The sequence below is a fragment of the Aeromonas sp. 2692-1 genome (genome assembly GCF_013085505.1).
Classification (GTDB): Bacteria; Pseudomonadota; Gammaproteobacteria; order Enterobacterales; family Aeromonadaceae; genus Aeromonas; species Aeromonas hydrophila.
Genome location: NZ_CP038513.1, coordinates 1000001 through 1015520, shown reverse-complemented (window position 1 = coordinate 1015520; position 15520 = coordinate 1000001). Strand labels below are relative to the sequence as shown.

General features: G+C 60.9%; 14 protein-coding genes, 2 rRNA genes and 1 pseudogene (1 of these 17 only partly in view). 8 read left to right on the top strand and 9 right to left on the bottom strand.

Features of this window, described 5'->3' with window-relative positions; genetic code table 11:
- Nucleotides 1-15: 15 nt before the first annotated feature.
- The 4 genes from E5E97_RS04975 to radC all read right to left on the bottom strand — a co-directional run bounded on the left by E5E97_RS04975 (nt 16) and on the right by radC (nt 1791).
- Nucleotides 16-471, bottom strand: coding sequence for a hypothetical protein (locus E5E97_RS04975; protein WP_044798843.1), 456 nt, complete (start codon nt 469-471; stop codon nt 16-18).
- Nucleotides 472-564: 93 nt separating this feature from the next.
- Nucleotides 565-732 carry a 50S ribosomal protein L33 gene (gene rpmG / locus E5E97_RS04970; RefSeq protein ID WP_005307500.1) on the bottom strand — a complete coding sequence of 56 codons (168 nt, stop codon included), beginning with the start codon at nt 730-732 and terminating at the stop codon, nt 565-567.
- An 11-nt stretch (nt 733-743) separates the two neighbouring features.
- Nucleotides 744-980: a 50S ribosomal protein L28 gene (gene rpmB / locus E5E97_RS04965; protein ID WP_005307492.1), complete on the bottom strand. Its 237-nt coding sequence runs from the start codon at nt 978-980 to the stop codon at nt 744-746.
- Between the two features lie 136 nt (nt 981-1116).
- Nucleotides 1117-1791 carry a DNA repair protein RadC gene (gene radC / locus E5E97_RS04960; protein ID WP_011704181.1) on the bottom strand — a complete coding sequence of 225 codons (675 nt, stop codon included), beginning with the start codon at nt 1789-1791 and terminating at the stop codon, nt 1117-1119.
- A 147-nt stretch (nt 1792-1938) separates the two neighbouring features.
- On the opposite strand from radC, the gene coaBC reads away from it, so the two are divergent.
- The 4 genes from coaBC (at nt 1939) to E5E97_RS04940 (ending at nt 5328) form a co-directional block, all read left to right on the top strand.
- Nucleotides 1939-3141: a bifunctional phosphopantothenoylcysteine decarboxylase/phosphopantothenate--cysteine ligase CoaBC gene (gene coaBC / locus E5E97_RS04955; protein WP_118882152.1), complete on the top strand. Its 1203-nt coding sequence runs from the start codon at nt 1939-1941 to the stop codon at nt 3139-3141.
- 40 nt (nt 3142-3181) lie between these two features.
- A complete protein-coding gene (gene dut / locus E5E97_RS04950; protein ID WP_016349004.1) occupies nt 3182-3640 on the top strand; it encodes a dUTP diphosphatase in 459 nt (152 codons plus the stop codon).
- A gap of 68 nt (nt 3641-3708) precedes the next feature.
- Nucleotides 3709-4305 (top strand): nucleoid occlusion factor SlmA, encoded by a 597-nt coding sequence (slmA, locus tag E5E97_RS04945; RefSeq protein ID WP_011704178.1) that lies wholly within the window; start codon nt 3709-3711, stop codon nt 4303-4305.
- A gap of 186 nt (nt 4306-4491) precedes the next feature.
- Entirely contained in the window at nt 4492-5328 is an 837-nt protein-coding gene (locus E5E97_RS04940) for a mechanosensitive ion channel domain-containing protein (RefSeq protein WP_011704177.1), read from the top strand.
- Nucleotides 5329-5453: 125 nt separating this feature from the next.
- Here E5E97_RS04940 and E5E97_RS04935 read toward each other — a convergent pair whose 3' ends face one another.
- Nucleotides 5454-5642, bottom strand: coding sequence for a holin (locus E5E97_RS04935; RefSeq protein WP_005323764.1), 189 nt, complete (start codon nt 5640-5642; stop codon nt 5454-5456).
- A gap of 416 nt (nt 5643-6058) precedes the next feature.
- Here E5E97_RS04935 and pgi point away from each other — a divergent pair, with 416 nt between their 5' ends.
- Complete coding sequence (pgi, locus tag E5E97_RS04930; RefSeq protein WP_171279936.1) at nt 6059-7708, top strand: glucose-6-phosphate isomerase; 1650 nt, start codon at nt 6059-6061, stop codon at nt 7706-7708.
- Nucleotides 7709-7864: 156 nt separating this feature from the next.
- On the opposite strand, the gene ilvC is transcribed toward pgi, so the two are convergent.
- Complete coding sequence (gene ilvC / locus E5E97_RS04925) at nt 7865-9346, bottom strand: ketol-acid reductoisomerase (protein ID WP_029305272.1); 1482 nt, start codon at nt 9344-9346, stop codon at nt 7865-7867.
- Nucleotides 9347-9563: 217 nt separating this feature from the next.
- On the opposite strand from ilvC, the gene ilvY reads away from it, so the two are divergent.
- Nucleotides 9564-10457: an HTH-type transcriptional activator IlvY gene (gene ilvY / locus E5E97_RS04920; RefSeq protein WP_017411123.1), complete on the top strand. Its 894-nt coding sequence runs from the start codon at nt 9564-9566 to the stop codon at nt 10455-10457.
- Here the strand turns inward: ilvY and E5E97_RS04915 are convergent.
- A pseudogene (locus E5E97_RS04915) lies at nt 10446-11329 on the bottom strand (substrate-binding periplasmic protein). The gene ilvY and the pseudogene E5E97_RS04915 sit on opposite strands and share 12 nt — an antisense overlap.
- Before the next feature lie 169 nt (nt 11330-11498).
- Here E5E97_RS04915 and E5E97_RS04910 point away from each other — a divergent pair.
- Nucleotides 11499-11690: a hypothetical protein gene (locus tag E5E97_RS04910; RefSeq protein ID WP_011704172.1), complete on the top strand. Its 192-nt coding sequence runs from the start codon at nt 11499-11501 to the stop codon at nt 11688-11690.
- Between the two features lie 72 nt (nt 11691-11762).
- Nucleotides 11763-14339 (top strand): bifunctional acetate--CoA ligase family protein/GNAT family N-acetyltransferase, encoded by a 2577-nt coding sequence (locus E5E97_RS04905; RefSeq protein WP_118882156.1) that lies wholly within the window; start codon nt 11763-11765, stop codon nt 14337-14339.
- Between the two features lie 90 nt (nt 14340-14429).
- Here the strand turns inward: E5E97_RS04905 and rrf are convergent.
- Together rrf and E5E97_RS04895 are read right to left on the bottom strand one after the other, a co-directional pair.
- Nucleotides 14430-14544: ribosomal RNA gene (rrf, locus tag E5E97_RS04900) — 5S ribosomal RNA — on the bottom strand.
- An 84-nt stretch (nt 14545-14628) separates the two neighbouring features.
- Nucleotides 14629-15520 (bottom strand): 23S ribosomal RNA (locus tag E5E97_RS04895) (it continues 1997 nt past the right edge of the window).

The window sequence follows — 15520 nt, the reverse complement described above, 5'->3', positions numbered from 1 at the left end:
ACGCTGAAAAAGGGGTTAGGGTGCGGGACGCAGCAGGCTGCGGTACTGCTCCTGGCTCAGGCTGAGCCAGGTCGATGGGGGCAGCAGGGCGGCAAACTTGCCGCTGTCCTGATAGAGGCCCACCTCGATGGGATCGCTCTGGCCGGCGACCCAGATCTTGAGGGTAACCGGGGTGCCGCGCACGGATTCGCCGGGCGGCAGCAACCAGCCCTGCCAGGCCTCGATGTGCGCCGCCAGCTGGGCACTGCTGAGCCCCAGATCCGGCCCGCTGCGCCAGCCCTGCCCGATCCGTTCGATCTGCCAGCTAGGCCCCTGCCAGGTGAGCACCACGGCGCTGTCAGGCAGCAGCGGACGCGCTCGCTTGGCGCTGTTCTCCTGCTGGGCCAGCTCCAGCCGGTGCAACAGGGTGATCACGATCAGCACCACCACGATGATCACGTTGTTCCAGCCTTTGCGGCTCAGTTTGAACATGGCAAGCCTCCCTTAGAACCGGCAGTGTACTGAATTTCAGCCATAAAAAAACCCGGCACTAGGCCGGGTTTTTGGGAATGCAGCATCAAGCAATTACTTGATTTTGCCTTCCTTGTAGATCACATGCTGACGAACAACGGGATCAAACTTTTTGATCTCCATTTTTTCGGGCATGGTGCGCTTGTTCTTGGTAGTGGTATAGAAGTGACCAGTACCGGCGCTGGAGTTCAGGCGAATTTTCTCGCGAATACCTTTAGCCATGATCTAATTCCTTATACCTTAACACCGCTGGCGCGCAGTTCAGCCAGAACCACTTCAACGCCACGCTTGTCGATGATACGCATGCCTTTTGCAGATACGCGCAGGCTTACGAAGCGTTTTTCACTCTCAACCCAAAAACGGTGAGTGTGCAGGTTCGGCAGGAAACGACGCTTGGTAGCGTTGTTAGCGTGCGAACGGTTGTTACCAACTGCCGGGCGCTTGCCGGTTACTTGGCATACTCTAGACATGTCAGTCTCTCCAAATCTTACTTCATTGCTCGAGCAAATATCTGCCCCGCTGGCCTTCGATTGCGGGGCAAACAGAAGGCGGCATTTTATACAGCATCCGTGATCAAAGATCAACTAATACGGCGCCAGAGCACAGTCATAACCAACCGCGCTCGGCGAAAGAAACCGTGATGCCGTCACCGATCACCAAGTGATCCAGCACTCTGATATCGATCAGGGCCAAGGCGGCCGTGATCCGATCCGTGATCTGGCGGTCGGCCCGACTGGGCTCGGCGACGCCGGACGGGTGATTATGCGCCAGAATCACGGCGGCTGCATTATGTTTGAGTGCGATCTGCACGATTTCTCTGGGCCAGACGCTCGCCGAGTCGAGGGTGCCATAAAAAAGTTCAACGAATTGAATCACTCGGTGCTGGTTGTCGAGCAGCAGCAGGGCAAACACCTCCCGCGGTCGATCCCGCAGCTGAGCCTGCAGATAGTCCCGGGTCAACTGGGGCGAAGTGAGCGGATCGCCCCTTTGCAACTGCTCGGCCAGATGGCGCTTGCCCATCTCCAGCACGGCCTGCAGCTGGGCATATTTGGCCGGTCCAAGACCGTGCGCTGCGCAAAAGGCCCGCTGTTCGGCGCCAAGCAGCGCCCGCAGCGAACCAAATTGCTGCAACAGATGGCGGGAGAGATCGACCGCACTCAGGCCACTGACCCCGGTGCGCAGGAAGATCGCCAGCAGCTCGGCGTCGGACAAGCCGCCAGGCCCCTGACGCAACAGCTTCTCGCGCGGGCGTTCATCTTCCGGCCACTCCTTGATGCTCATTTGTCTCTCCCTCATGCCTATTGAGAGAAAACATAGCAAAAAATCGCGGGAGCCCGACCACAAGTCCCCCATGTCAGCCTCTGTCGTCGTCCGCTGCCTGTGGTATCTTAGCCGACCAGTCAGAGTGAGCCGGAAGAGAAGCAGCAGATGAGATTGGCCGATAAACGCATCCTGTTGGGTGTCAGCGGCGGGATCGCCGCCTACAAGAGTGCCGAACTGGTACGCCGCCTGAAAGATCAGGGGGCCGAGGTACGGGTGGTGATGACCCGTTCCGCCAAGGAGTTCATCACCCCGCTGACGCTGCAGGCCGTCTCCGGCCACCCGGTGGCCGACAGTCTGCTGGATCCCGCCGCCGAGGCGGGCATGGGCCATATCGAGCTGGCCAAGTGGGCCAATCTGGTGCTGATCGCCCCGGCCAGCGCCAACCTGATGGCCCGTATGGCCGCCGGCATGGCCGACGAGCTGCTCACCACCCTCTGCCTGGCGACACCGGCACCGGTGGCGCTGGCGCCCGCCATGAACCAGCAGATGTACCTCAACGCCGCTACCCAGGCCAACCTCAAGACCCTGGCCAGCCGCGGCATCCTGCTGTGGGGGCCGGATTCCGGCAGCCAGGCGTGCGGTGACGTAGGCCCGGGCCGGATGCTGGATCCCCTCGAACTGGTTGAGCGCTGCTGCCAGCAGCTCGCCGCCGAGCCACTGCTGGCCGGGGTCAGGCTGCTGCTCACCGCCGGGCCGACCCGCGAGGCGCTGGATCCGGTGCGCTATATCAGCAACCACAGCTCCGGCAAGATGGGCTACGCCATCGCCCGCGCCGCCCGTGAGGCGGGTGCCGAGGTCACTCTGGTGAGCGGCCCGGTAGCACTGGCCACCCCGACGGGCGTCACCCGTATCGACGTGGAGAGCGCCGAGCAGATGCATCAGGCGGTGATGAGCCGGGTCGGCGAGTGCGACCTCTTCATCGGCTGCGCCGCCGTCGCCGACTACCGCCCCGCGCAGGTAGCCAACCAGAAGATCAAGAAGACCGGTGACAACGACCAGATGCAGCTGACCCTGGTCAAGAACCCCGACATCATCGCCGCCGTGGGGGCCTTGTCAGACAAGCCCTTCACCGTCGGATTTGCCGCAGAAACCGTGGATGTGGAACAATACGCCCTCGACAAACTGCAGCGTAAGCGGCTGGACATGATCGCCGCCAACGACGTATCTCGTGCGGGCCAGGGCTTCAACGCCGATGACAACGCCCTGACCGTGTTCTGGCAAGGGGGTCAAGCACCCCTGCCCCTGGCCGATAAGCTGACGCTGGCTCGTCATCTCATCGCCCTGATTGCAGACCACTACCGGCACTGAGCCAGTCAATCGACCACCTCCACTCCATTAAAAACGATTTATGACAACACAAATTGAACTGAAGATTCTGGATGCCCGCATCGGCACCGAGTACCCGCTGCCCGCCTACGCCACACCGGGTTCCGCCGGCATGGATCTGCGCGCCCTGCTGGATGCCCCGCTGACCCTGGCCCCGGGTGATACCACGCTAGTGCCGACCGGGCTGGCCATCCACATTCAGGATCCGGGCCTGTGTGCCACCATCCTGCCCCGCTCCGGCCTCGGCCATAAGCACGGCATCGTGCTGGGCAACCTGGTCGGCCTCATCGATTCCGACTACCAGGGCCAGCTGATGGTCTCGGTGTGGAACCGTGGCAATGACAGCTTCACCATGCAGCCCGGCGAGCGCATCGCCCAGCTGGTGATCATGCCGGTAGTTCAGGCCAGCTTCCAACTGGTCGATGAGTTCAATCAGAGCGAACGGGGTGAAGGCGGTTTTGGTTCTTCTGGTCGCCAATAACAGACCACACCAGCCCGCGCGGCGGTGCCTAATAACAGAATCAGGCCATTGTTTTTTTAGGGGAATCCATGGCAAGCAGTAATCAGAAACAGAGTCGGCGCGATCAGATCCTGCAGGCGCTCGCCCACATGCTGGAGACCAGCCCTGGCCAGCGCATCACCACGGCCCGTCTGGCGGCCGAGGTGGGGGTATCCGAGGCCGCGCTCTATCGACATTTTCCCAGCAAGGCGCGAATGTTCGAGGGGCTGATCGACTTTATCGAGGATTCCCTGCTGTCACGGGTCAACCTGATCATGGCCGAAGAGAAGGACACCATGGCCCGCTGCCACCACATACTGCAGCTGCTGCTGGTGTTCGCCGAGCGCAATCCCGGCATCACCCGCATCCTCAATGGCGATGCCCTCTTGGGCGAGCACGACCGGCTGCGAGATCGCATCAGCGTCCTGTTCGACAAGCTGGAGACCCAGATCAAGCAGGTGCTGCGGGAAAAGCGGCTGCGTGAAGGCCAGGGCTTCCAGCTCGACGAGACCATGCTGGCCAACCTGCTGCTGGCCTATACCGAGGGACGCATCAGTCAGTTTGTCCGCTCCGAGTTCAAAATCAAGCCCACTGCCGGCTTTGAAGATCAGTGGCAGTTTATCCGCAGCCAGCTGCTGCAGAGCTGACAAGCTCAATTTGCAATCAGTAGCGGCAACGCCGCTCCAGACGGGTTGCAGTAAAGAGGGAGGCCTTGGCCTCCCTTGTTTTTTGTGGCACAAAAGAGGCGATGAGCACCAGATGCGACCCGGATTGTCGCATTCCAGTGTTAGATTCATGCGTCATAAACCTTTTATCGCCTGACAGGACACCCTATGGAACCCGAAATCATCACCGAAGCGCAGACCTGGCTGGTCAACAACCAAGGCCTGCTGATCGAGTATGCCGTCAACATCGCGGCCGCCCTGATCACCCTGCTGGTCGGCTATATCGCCGCCAACCTCATCAGCAGCGCCGTGGTCAAGGTGATGCAGGCCCGCAAGCTGGACACCACTGTCACCCACTTCGTCGGCAGCATCCTCAAGTACGCCATCCTGGTGTTCGTGGTGATCGCCGCGCTGGGCCGGGTCGGGGTGCAGACCGCCTCCTTCGTCGCCATTATCGGTGCCGCCGGTCTGGCCATCGGTCTGGCGCTGCAGGGCTCGCTCTCCAACTTCGCCGCCGGCTTCCTGCTCATCATCTTCCGCCCCATCAAGGCAGGTGAGTTCATCGAGGTGGCTGGCACCAATGGCGTGGTGCAATCCGTTCAGCTGTTCACCACCACCCTCACCTCCGGTGACAACAAGATGGTGGTGGTGCCCAACTCCGCCATCCTCAACGGCACCATCGTCAACTACTCGCGCATGGATACACGCCGGGTCGACATGACCTTCGGCATCGGCTATGGCTCGGACCTGCGCAAGGCCAAGCAGATCCTGGAGCGGCTGGTCAGCGAAGAGCCGCGCATCCTCAAGGAACCGGCCGCCACCATCGCCGTCGCTGCACTGGCCGACTCCTCGGTCAATATCGTGGTGCGCCCCTGGGTCAAGACCGGCGACTACTGGGGAGTCTGGTTCGACTTCCACGAGAAGGTGAAGCTCACCTTCGATGCCGAAGGCATCGAGATCCCCTTCCCGCAGATGGTCATGCACATGCAAAAGCCGCAGGCCTGAGCCTTTTCCTGAATGACACAATGCCAGCCTCCGGGCTGGCATTGTCGTTTCCGGCCCACTGACGGGCATAAAAAATCCGGCCACCCTGGGCCGGACTTTGTTTTCAGCATGCCGGGGGCGTCGACTTACACCAGCCGACGAGCCACCCGGTTGAGCAGCGGTTGCACCAGCACATAGCCTCCCAGCACGGCACCGATCACCGCCAGCACCCGTAACGGCAAGGTCGGCGCCGCACTGGTCAGTACCATGGTCAGCAGGCCGATGAGGCCGGTGGCGATCAGGCTCAGAGCAAACAGGGACAACACAGCTTTCATAGCGATCTCCTCATTCCAGACAGTGGCCATCCCTGGGAGATCTCGTCCATTCGCTCATATGCTAGCCAGCTTCCACTACCAACAACTTGCGCCTGCGCATGAAATGAGCGAAAAGGCGTCTGTCGAATACTCTTTTGGCGGCCAGGCCAAACTGCCACCCCACTCACAGCAGGCCCTCGCCCTGAAAGCCCTTTCAGCGGCGGCAAGCCCGACCAAGTATGCGCAAACGCAAGATCCGGCTGCCATCAGTGACTCATAATCGCAGCGTTTTGGTTGTAAACTCGGTCGATGGCAGACAATTGGTAAAGCTCTGTTACACGGGCGGCGCAGCTGGCCCGGTATAATGCTCGAATAATAAGGTTTGGCGGGAGCCTTGCCTGCAAGGTTCATACACAACTTGGAAGACTGATAATCCTATGAAAAACATCAATCCAACCCAGACCCAGGCCTGGCAGGCACTGGAAGCCCACTTTGCAGCGAACAAAGAGACCCGGCTCAAGGATCTGTTTGCCCAGGATCCCCAGCGTTTCGACAAATACTCCCTCACCTTCGGCGGCGACATCCTGGTCGATTACTCGAAGAACCTGATCACCGAAGAAACCCTCAAGTTGCTGGTTGATCTGGCCAAAGAGACCGATCTTCGCAGCGCGATCGACGCTATGTTCAACGGCGACAAGATCAACATGACCGAAGGCCGCTCGGTGCTGCACGTGGCCCTGCGCAACCGCTCCGACCGCCCCATCGAGAGCGACGGCAAGGATGTGATGCCGGAAGTGAACGCCGTGCTGGCCAAGATGAAAGGCTTCTGCGAGAAGATCATCTCAGGCGAGTGGAAAGGCTACACCGGCAAGGCGATCCAGCACGTGGTCAACATCGGTATCGGTGGCTCCGATCTCGGCCCGGTAATGATCACCGAGGCGCTGCGTCCTTACAAAAACCACCTGCAGATGCACTTCGTCTCCAACGTCGATGGCACCCACATCGCCGAGACCCTGAAGAAGATCGATCCGGAAACCACCCTGTTCCTGGTGGCCTCCAAGACCTTCACCACTCAGGAGACCATGACCAACGCCCTGACCGCCCGCGACTGGTTCATCAAGATCGCCGGTGACAAGGCCCACGTTGCCAAGCACTTCGCTGCGCTCTCCACCAACGGCAAGGCCGTGGCCGAGTTCGGCATCGACACCAACAACATGTTCGAGTTCTGGGACTGGGTTGGCGGCCGCTACTCCTCCTGGTCTGCCATCGGCATGCCCATCGCCCTCTCCGTCGGTTTCGAGCACTTCGAAGCCCTGCTGCAAGGCGCCTTCGAGATGGACATGCACTTCGCCACTGCCTCCTATGAGCAGAACGTGCCGGTGCTGCTGGCGCTGATCGGCCTGTGGTACAACAACTTCTACGGTGCCGAGTCCGAAGCCATCCTGCCGTACGATCAGTACATGCACCGCTTCCCTGCCTACTTCCAGCAGGGCAACATGGAGTCCAACGGCAAGTACGTGGATCGCAACGGCAAGCCGGTTGACTACCAGACCGGCCCCATCATCTGGGGTGAGCCGGGTACCAACGGCCAGCACGCCTTCTACCAGCTGATCCACCAGGGCACCAAGCTGATCCCCTGTGACTTCCTGGCACCGGCCATCAGCCACAACCCGATCGGCGACCACCACCCGAAACTGCTGGCCAACTTCTTCGCCCAGACCGAGGCGCTGGCCTTCGGCAAGAGCAAGGAACAGGTCGAAGCCGAGTTCCTGGCGGCTGGCAAAACCCTGGAGCAAGTCAAGGATCTGGTGCCGTTCAAGGTGTTCGAAGGCAACCGCCCGACCAACTCCATCCTGTTCAAGAGCCTGACCCCGAAAACGCTTGGCTCTTTGATTGCCATTTACGAGCACAAGATCTTCGTACAGGGCGCAATCTGGAACATCTTCAGCTTCGACCAGTGGGGCGTGGAGCTGGGCAAACAGCTGGCCAACAAGATCCTGCCGGAGCTCAACACCGATGCGGCCGTCACCAGCCACGACTGCTCCACCAACGGTCTGATCAACACCTGGAAAGCGTGGAAAGCCTGATTTAGCCGGCCTTTCTGAATGCAAAAGCCCCGCTCGATGAGCGGGGCTTTTTTATGACTGTAAGGCTGATTTTTCTGGCTAGCCGATCGGGTGTCCAGCCCGACCGGCGACGAGGATCGTCATCCCCGCCCCTTCATCATCCTGCCCGATGCCGGCTTAACCGCCGACGGCGATGCGTTTCATGTCCTTCATGTAACCACGCAGTACCTGACCGATCGCTTCGATGGGGTGGTTGCGGGTCGCCTCGTTGGCTGCCAGCAGCGCCAGGTTATCGACGCTCTGCTCATCCGCCTTGCTGGCGCCAAGGTCGCCCGCTTTCAGGGTCGGCATGAAGTGCTCGCGCAGCAACGGCACGGCGGCGTTGGCGAACAGGTAGTTGCCGTACTCGGCGGTGTCGGAGATGACCACGTTCATCTCGTACAGACGCTTGCGGGCAACAGTGTTGGCGATCAGCGGCAGCTCGTGCAGGGATTCGTAGTAGGCAGACTCTTCATAGATGCCGGAGGCCACCATGGTTTCGAACGCCAGCTCGACACCCGCCTTGACCATGGCCACCATCACCACGCCATTGTCGAAGTACTCCTGCTCGGCAATCTTGCCTGCAAACGCCGGCGCGTTTTCGAAGGCGGACTTGCCGGTCTCTTCGCGCCAGCCGAACAGCTTGGCATCGTCTTCGGCCCAGTCGGCCATCATGCCGCGGGAGAATTCACCGGCGATGATGTCATCCATGTGCTTCTCGAACAGCGGGCGCATCAGGGTCTTGAGCTGCTCGGAGAGCTCGAAGGCGCGCAGCTTGGCCGGGTTGGAGAGGCGGTCCATCATCAGGCTGATACCACCCTGCTTCAGGGCCTCGGTGATGGTCTCCCAACCAAACTGGATCAGCTTGCCGGCATAGGCCTTGTCGGTCCCTTCGGCAACCAGCTTGTCGTAGCAGAGCAGGGAACCGGCCTGCAGCATGCCGCAGAGGATGGTCTGCTCGCCCATCAGGTCAGATTTCACTTCCGCCACGAAGGAGGACTCCAGTACCCCGGCACGATCGCCGCCGGTGGCGGAGGCCCACGCCTTGGCGATGGCCATGCCTTCACCCTTGGGATCGTTCTCCGGGTGAACGGCGATCAGGGTCGGTACGCCGAAACCGCGCTTGTACTCTTCGCGCACCTCGGTGCCCGGGCACTTGGGCGCCACCATCACGACCGTGATGTCGGAGCGGATCTGCTGACCCTCTTCCACCACGTTGAAACCGTGGGAGTAGCCCAGCGCGGCGCCCTGCTTCATCAGCGGCATCACGGTTTTGACGACGTCGGAGTGCTGCTTGTCCGGGGTCAGGTTCAGCACCAGATCGGCGGTCGGGATCAGCTCTTCATAGGTGCCGACCGCGAAGCCGTTGTCGGTGGCCTTCTGCCAGGAGGCGCGCTTCTCGGTGATGGCGGCCTTGCGCAGGGCGTAGGAGATATCCAGCCCGGAGTCGCGCATGTTCAGGCCCTGGTTCAGACCCTGGGCACCACAGCCCACAATCACCACCTTCTTGCCCTTCAGCACGTTGCAGCCGTCCGCGAACTCTTCGCGCTGCATGAAACGACACTTGCCCAGCTGGGCCAACTGCTGACGCAGGTTCAAGGTGTTGAAATAGTTAGCCATGGTGATTGCTCCGTTCGATTGATTCCATGCCGGATGGCGGCGTTGTCGAAACCACTATAGCGCGGGACACTTATTGCCTGAACTGATATATTCGAAACAGTACGTTGCAATAATTGAAACGTTAACCCTTCATCATCGCCGTCAGGATCTAGCGCCAGATGGCGGATGCCAGCCGCCCAGGATCTCGGCCAGAGATGCCGCACCAGGAGTTGAAAAGATGGACCTTCGCAATCTCGAGCTGTTTCTCCACCTCGCCGACTCCCTCCACTTCGGCAAGAGCGCCGATGCCATGGCGGTCAGCCCTTCCACGCTGAGCCGCGCCATCCAGCGGCTGGAGCAGGAGACCGGCTGCGTGCTGTTCGAGCGGGACAACCGCTCGGTGCGGCTTACCCCGGCGGGCGAGAAGCTGCGTGAATTTGGTGGCGCCCTGCTGCAGGAGTGGCGCCAGCTCAAGCAGGAGCTCAAACGCAGCGATGAGCCGCTGCAGGGACGGCTGCGGGTGTTCTGCTCGGTCACCGCCAGCTACTTCCTGCTGCCCGAGGTACTGGAGCGCTTTCGCCGCCGCTATCCCCAGCTGGAGATCAAGCTGGAGACCGGCGACCCGGCGCTGGCGGTAGACAAGATCCTGGCCGACGAGGCCGATCTGGCCATCGCCGCCCGCCCCGATGCCCTCTCCGCCAAGCTGGAGTTTGCCAGCCTGCAGCAGGTGCCGCTGGTGTTCATCGCCCCTCGCACCGCACCGCAGCAGAGCCAGTGGTTTTCCCAGGGAGAGCCAGACTGGGAGCGGCTGCCGTTGATCCTCTCGGAGCAGGGGCTGGCCCGCAAACGCTGCGATCAGTGGCTGCGCAACAAGGGGATCGCCCCCAACATCTATGCGGAGGTGGCGGGCAACGAGGGGATTGTCGCCATGGTGGCGCTCGGCTTCGGAGTGGGGTTGGTACCGGCGGCGGTGATCGACCACAGCCCCATGGGGGAAAAGGTGCGCATCGTCGAACCCAAGCCGGCACTCAAACCGTTCGATGTCGGCATCGCAGTGCTCAAGAAGCGGTTGGAAGAGCCGCTGATCCGCGCCTTCTGGGATACCGCACGAGGCCAGGGCTCACTGCGCTGACACGGCGGGCAGCGCCGGAGCATAAATGAGCGAGGGATCCTGCATCATGGCGCGGCTGCCGGCCGGCAGATCGGGATTGCTCAGCTCCAGCATCACCCGCCGATCAAGCTGCAGCCGCCGGATGGTGCTGCCAAAGCCCGCCTCGAAAACCCGCTCATAGTCACCGGACTGACGGGCTCGCTGCAGACCCAGCTCGATGCGCTTGGCCAGTTCCGGGTACTTGGGGGAGACGAAAAACAGCAGCGCCAGCGGATAGCGAAACACCAGGTGCGGCTCGATGGCCAGCTCAGGGTGCTGCTTGAGCTCCTCCTCGATCTCGATGACCGAGCGCAGGAAGCAGTCGAAGCGCTGCTTGCGCAGCATGTTGAACAGAGCATCGTAGAGGCTGCCCACCACCACGTTGAGGCCGTTCTCCTTGAGCAGACGGGTATCAGGCCAGGATCTGTGCTGGCCGATGCGAAGCCCGGCCTGATGCCAGTCGGTCAGCGAGCGTATGTTGGCGAACCGCCCCTCGTCCCCCTGCCGAATGAGGCATACCCGCCAGCCCAGCAACCCTTTTGCCAATGGAACATGGATGGCCAGCAGGGTACGCTCGCGCTCATCATCGGGAGCAAACACCCCGATCTGCACCAGCTCACCGCTTTGCAACTCCTTGACCGCCCGTCCCTGCTCCATCGGCGGGCTGGCAATCAGCCGATAGGGACCGTATTCCGGCACGGTCAGATCGAGCGAGAGTCGCAGCAGACCAGCCACGGCGGGATTGGGATGGTCCAGCAGCAGGTTCCAGGCCCTGATGGGCACCTCTGCCGCCGGCACGCTGCCGGCACGCTGCCGGCAAACAACATGACGCAACACAACCAGATCCTGATCATCGCGCACCTCCCCCGCCATCCATTCACTATAACCTCAGGCCTGGCCCTCTTGACTCATTGCGCCGCAGATGTGTGAGCCACCTCGTGTCAAATCTGACACTGGTCAGTCTGAGGATCGATTCACCGACTAGACTGGATGTTCAGCCTGAATGGAACAAGGAGCCGCGCCATGATGCCTCATCTGATCGAAATCAACAGCTCGCTGCTGTTCGATGAGTACCTGCAGAGCCTGGGCGTACCGCAAACACAGCTTGATCAGGAGCAGGATATCTATCTGCAGGAGCGCCACCTGGCAGCGGTACGCCAGATCCAGGGTGAGCTGAAGTTTTACCTGCGAGCCAGTGCCCTGACCAGGCAGTGATCCGCAACCGGTCACAGAACCGGCCCTGAAAGCGTATTACACTGGCACCATCCGCCACCCACGGGAGTGCCCATGAAACCAAGCGGCCTGGATCGGCTCTTCAAACCCCAGTCAATCGCCGTCATCGGTGCCTCGACCGACCCGCAGAAGGCGGGTCACGTGGTGATAAGACACCTGCTCGCCGGCCAGTTCAAGGGCCCCATCCTGCCAGTCAGCCCGCACAGCAAGGCCATTGCCGGCGTGCTGGCCTATGCCGATATCGACAGCCTGCCGCTGGCCCCGGATCTCGCCATCGTCTGTACCCGGCGGGAACGAGTGCTAACCCTCATCGAAGCACTTGGCAAACGGGGAACGGGCGCCGCCATCATACTGGCGGCAGACTTCACTGCGCCGGAGCGGGAGCAACTGCAACAGCTCAGCCGGCAATACGGCATTCGCCTGCTCGGCCCCAACAGCATGGGGATGCTGCTGCCGGGTCAGGGCATCAATGCCAGTTTCTCGCCAATTGCCGCCAAGCCCGGTCAGGTTGCCTTTCTCTCCCAGTCGGCCGCCGTCAGCACCACCATTCTGGATTGGGCCAAACAGCATGAACTCGGCTTCTCGGCCTTCATCTCCCTTGGCGATCACTGCGACATCAACTTCGGCCAGCTGCTGGATCAGCTCTCCCGCGACAGCGTGACCCGCGCCATCCTGCTCTACATGGACAAGCTGCAGGACGCCCGCCATTTTCTCTCGGCCGCCCGTGCCGCCGCCCGCAACAAACCCATCCTGGTGCTCAAGAGCGGCCGCCATGAGCTGGACAACGGGCTCGACAACGTCTATGACGCCGCTATCCGTCGGGCCGGCATGCTGCGGGTACGGGATACCCACGAACTGTTTGCCGCCGTCGAAACCCTGAGTCACTCCCTGACCCTCAAGGGGGAGCGGCTCGCCATCATCTCCAATGGCCGTGGCTTGGCCAACATGGCGATCGACAAGTTGCTGGAGCGGGGCGGCAAACTGGCGATGCCGCCTCGCGACATCGGCAGCGATGCCGACATCCATGACTATCAGCAGGCTCTCGACGACCTGCTGCAAGGGGATGAGGCTGACGCCATCCTGCTCATCCATGCCCCTTCACTCACCGCCCGTGGCGCCGCCCTGGCGCGCAGCCTGATCGACTACGTCAAACAGCACCCCAGGGCCAGACGCTTCAATATCCTGACCAACTGGGCGGGAGAATATTCGGCCCAGGAGGGGCGTCGTCTGTTCAGTGAGGCAGGCTTCCCCACCTATCGCACCCCGGAGAGCGCGGTCGCCGCCTTTATGCACATGGTGGAATACCGGCGCAACCAGAAGCAGCTGATGGAGACCCCCGCCTCCCTGCAGGGTGACAGGCTCAACCTCGAGCTGTGCCAGCAGTTGATCCGACAGGCGCTGGAACGCAAGCAGCTCACCCTCGACACCCATCTGGCACACCCCATTCTGCAGGCCGCTGGGCTCTCCACCCTGCCGACCTGGATCGTCTCCGATGCCATCGAGGCAACCCTGACCGCGGAGCAGATCGGCTATCCCGTTGCGGTCAAGCTGCGCTCACCGGACATCCTCCACAAATCGGCGGTACACGGGGTCATGCTCAACCTGCGCACCTCGGCCGAAGTCGCCCAGGCTGCGGATGCCATTCTGGATCGGGTCAGGCAGCACGATCCCGGCGCCCGTATCGAAGGCCTGCTGGTGCAGCGCATGGCGCGGCGCAGTGGGGGGCTGGAGCTGCGGATCCGGCTGCAACAAGACCCCGTATTCGGCCCCGTCATCCTGCTCGGTGAATCAGGCGCCGAACCGCAGGAGATGATGGCGGCCCTGCCGCCGCTGAACCAGGCGCTGGCACGCTACCAGATCATTGGAGCGCTCAAGAGCCGCAAGATCCGCGAGCAGGCCAGTCCGGAGCGACTCGATATCGATGCCCTCGGCCAGGTGTTGTGCCAATTGTCGGAGTTGCTGCTCGCCTTCCCCGAGATCCAGCAGCTGGATCTGCACCCACTGCAGGCCTGCGGTGCCGAAATGGTGGTACTGGATGCCAGCCTGACTCTGCAACCTGCTGAAGAAGGCCGCTGTAGACTGGCTATCCGCCCCTATCCCACCGAGCTGGAAGAGGGGGTCTGGCTCAAGGATCAGAGCCATGTGCTATTGCGCCCGATCCGGCCGGAGGATGAACCGGCTCACAAGCAGTTTGTACTCAAGGTATCGGACGAAGACAGGTACAAGCGCTTCTTCGCCGACGTGGGGGAGCTGGGACATGAAGAGCTGGCCCGCATGACCCAGATCGATTACGACCGGGAGATGGCGTTTGTCGCCGTGGGGCAGGATGGTCCGTTCGACCAGCAGATCCTGGGGGTAGTACGAGCCATTTCCAACCCGGACCTGTCTGATGCAGAGTTTGCCATCCTGGTGCGCTCCGACCTGAAAGGGCTGGGGCTTGGCAAGCTGATGATGGAGAAGATAGTGCGCTATGCCAGAGAGCGCGGCATTGGCCAGCTGTCGGGCATGACCATGCCCAGCAACCGCGGCATGATCAACCTGGCCAAACGGCTTGGCTTCAAGATCGATATCCAGCTGGAAGATGGGGTGGTCAACATGGAGCTGCCCTGCGCCAGTCAAGGGCAGGCATAAAGCAGAGAAATCAGCGATTTATGGCCATAAATCGCTGATTTTAGATGATAAAAAACCCCGCTCAGATGAGCGGGGTTTCTCGTGTTGGGTGCCTGGCAGTGTCCTACTCTCGCATGGCGAATGCCACACTACCATCGGCGCTACCGCGTTTCACTTCTGAGTTCGGCATGGGTTCAGGTGGTTCCACGGCGCTATGGCCGCCAGGCAAATAACTTCAATCTAAGAAAGCTGATTTTGTTGTTCGTTCTCGGTATCTGCTACAAGCCTTAGAACACTTCTTGGGTGTTGTATGGTTAAGCCTCACGGGTAATTAGTATGGGTTAGCTCAACACGTCGCCGCGCTTACACACCCCACCTATCAACGTTGTGGTCTCCAACGGCCCTTTAGGACCCTCAAGGGGTCAGGGATGACTCATCTCAGGGCTCGCTTCCCGCTTAGATGCTTTCAGCGGTTATCGATTCCGAACTTAGCTACCGGGCAGTGCCACTGGCGTGACAACCCGAACACCAGAGGTTCGTTCACTCCGGTCCTCTCGTACTAGGAGCAACTCCCTTCAATCATCCAACGCCCACGGCAGATAGGGACCGAACTGTCTCACGACGTTCTGAACCCAGCTCGCGTACCACTTTAAATGGCGAACAGCCATACCCTTGGGACCGACTTCAGCCCCAGGATGTGATGAGCCGACATCGAGGTGCCAAACACCGCCGTCGATATGAACTCTTGGGCGGTATCAGCCTGTTATCCCCGGAGTACCTTTTATCCGTTGAGCGATGGCCCTTCCATTCAGAACCACCGGATCACTATGACCTACTTTCGTACCTGCTCGACCTGTCCGTCTCGCAGTTAAGCTGGCTTATGCCATTGCACTAACCTCCTGATGTCCGACCAGGATTAGCCAACCTTCGTGCTCCTCCGTTACTCTTTGGGAGGAGACCGCCCCAGTCAAACTACCCACCAGGCACTGTCCGCGACCCCGATTCAGGGGCCTGCGTTAGAACATCAAACATACAAGGGTGGTATTTCAAGGACGGCTCCAGCGCAACTGGCGTCACGCCTTCAAAGCCTCCCACCTATCCTACACATGTAGGTTCAATGTTCAGTGCCAAGCTGTAGTAAAGGTTCACGGGGTCTTTCCGTCTAGCCGCGGGTACACCGCATCTTCACGGCGAATTCGATT

Bases quoted from the DNA above. Each gene is read 5' to 3' on its own strand.
- rpmG (WP_005307500.1), bottom strand. From the start codon at position 732: ATGGCTAAAGGTATTCGCGAGAAAATTCGCCTGAACTCCAGCGCCGGT.
- E5E97_RS04940 (WP_011704177.1), top strand. From the start codon at position 4,492: ATGGAACCCGAAATCATCACCGAAGCGCAGACCTGGCTGGTCAACAAC.
- dut (WP_016349004.1), top strand. From the start codon at position 3,182: ATGACAACACAAATTGAACTGAAGATTCTGGATGCCCGCATCGGCACC.
- rpmB (WP_005307492.1), bottom strand. From the start codon at position 980: ATGTCTAGAGTATGCCAAGTAACCGGCAAGCGCCCGGCAGTTGGTAAC.
- ilvY (WP_017411123.1), top strand. From the start codon at position 9,564: ATGGACCTTCGCAATCTCGAGCTGTTTCTCCACCTCGCCGACTCCCTC.
- E5E97_RS04905 (WP_118882156.1), top strand. From the start codon at position 11,763: ATGAAACCAAGCGGCCTGGATCGGCTCTTCAAACCCCAGTCAATCGCC.
- E5E97_RS04975 (WP_044798843.1), bottom strand. From the start codon at position 471: ATGTTCAAACTGAGCCGCAAAGGCTGGAACAACGTGATCATCGTGGTG.
- pgi (WP_171279936.1), top strand. From the start codon at position 6,059: ATGAAAAACATCAATCCAACCCAGACCCAGGCCTGGCAGGCACTGGAA.
- slmA (WP_011704178.1), top strand. From the start codon at position 3,709: ATGGCAAGCAGTAATCAGAAACAGAGTCGGCGCGATCAGATCCTGCAG.
- E5E97_RS04910 (WP_011704172.1), top strand. From the start codon at position 11,499: ATGATGCCTCATCTGATCGAAATCAACAGCTCGCTGCTGTTCGATGAG.
- ilvC (WP_029305272.1), bottom strand. From the start codon at position 9,346: ATGGCTAACTATTTCAACACCTTGAACCTGCGTCAGCAGTTGGCCCAG.
- coaBC (WP_118882152.1), top strand. From the start codon at position 1,939: ATGAGATTGGCCGATAAACGCATCCTGTTGGGTGTCAGCGGCGGGATC.
- radC (WP_011704181.1), bottom strand. From the start codon at position 1,791: ATGAGCATCAAGGAGTGGCCGGAAGATGAACGCCCGCGCGAGAAGCTG.
- E5E97_RS04935 (WP_005323764.1), bottom strand. From the start codon at position 5,642: ATGAAAGCTGTGTTGTCCCTGTTTGCTCTGAGCCTGATCGCCACCGGC.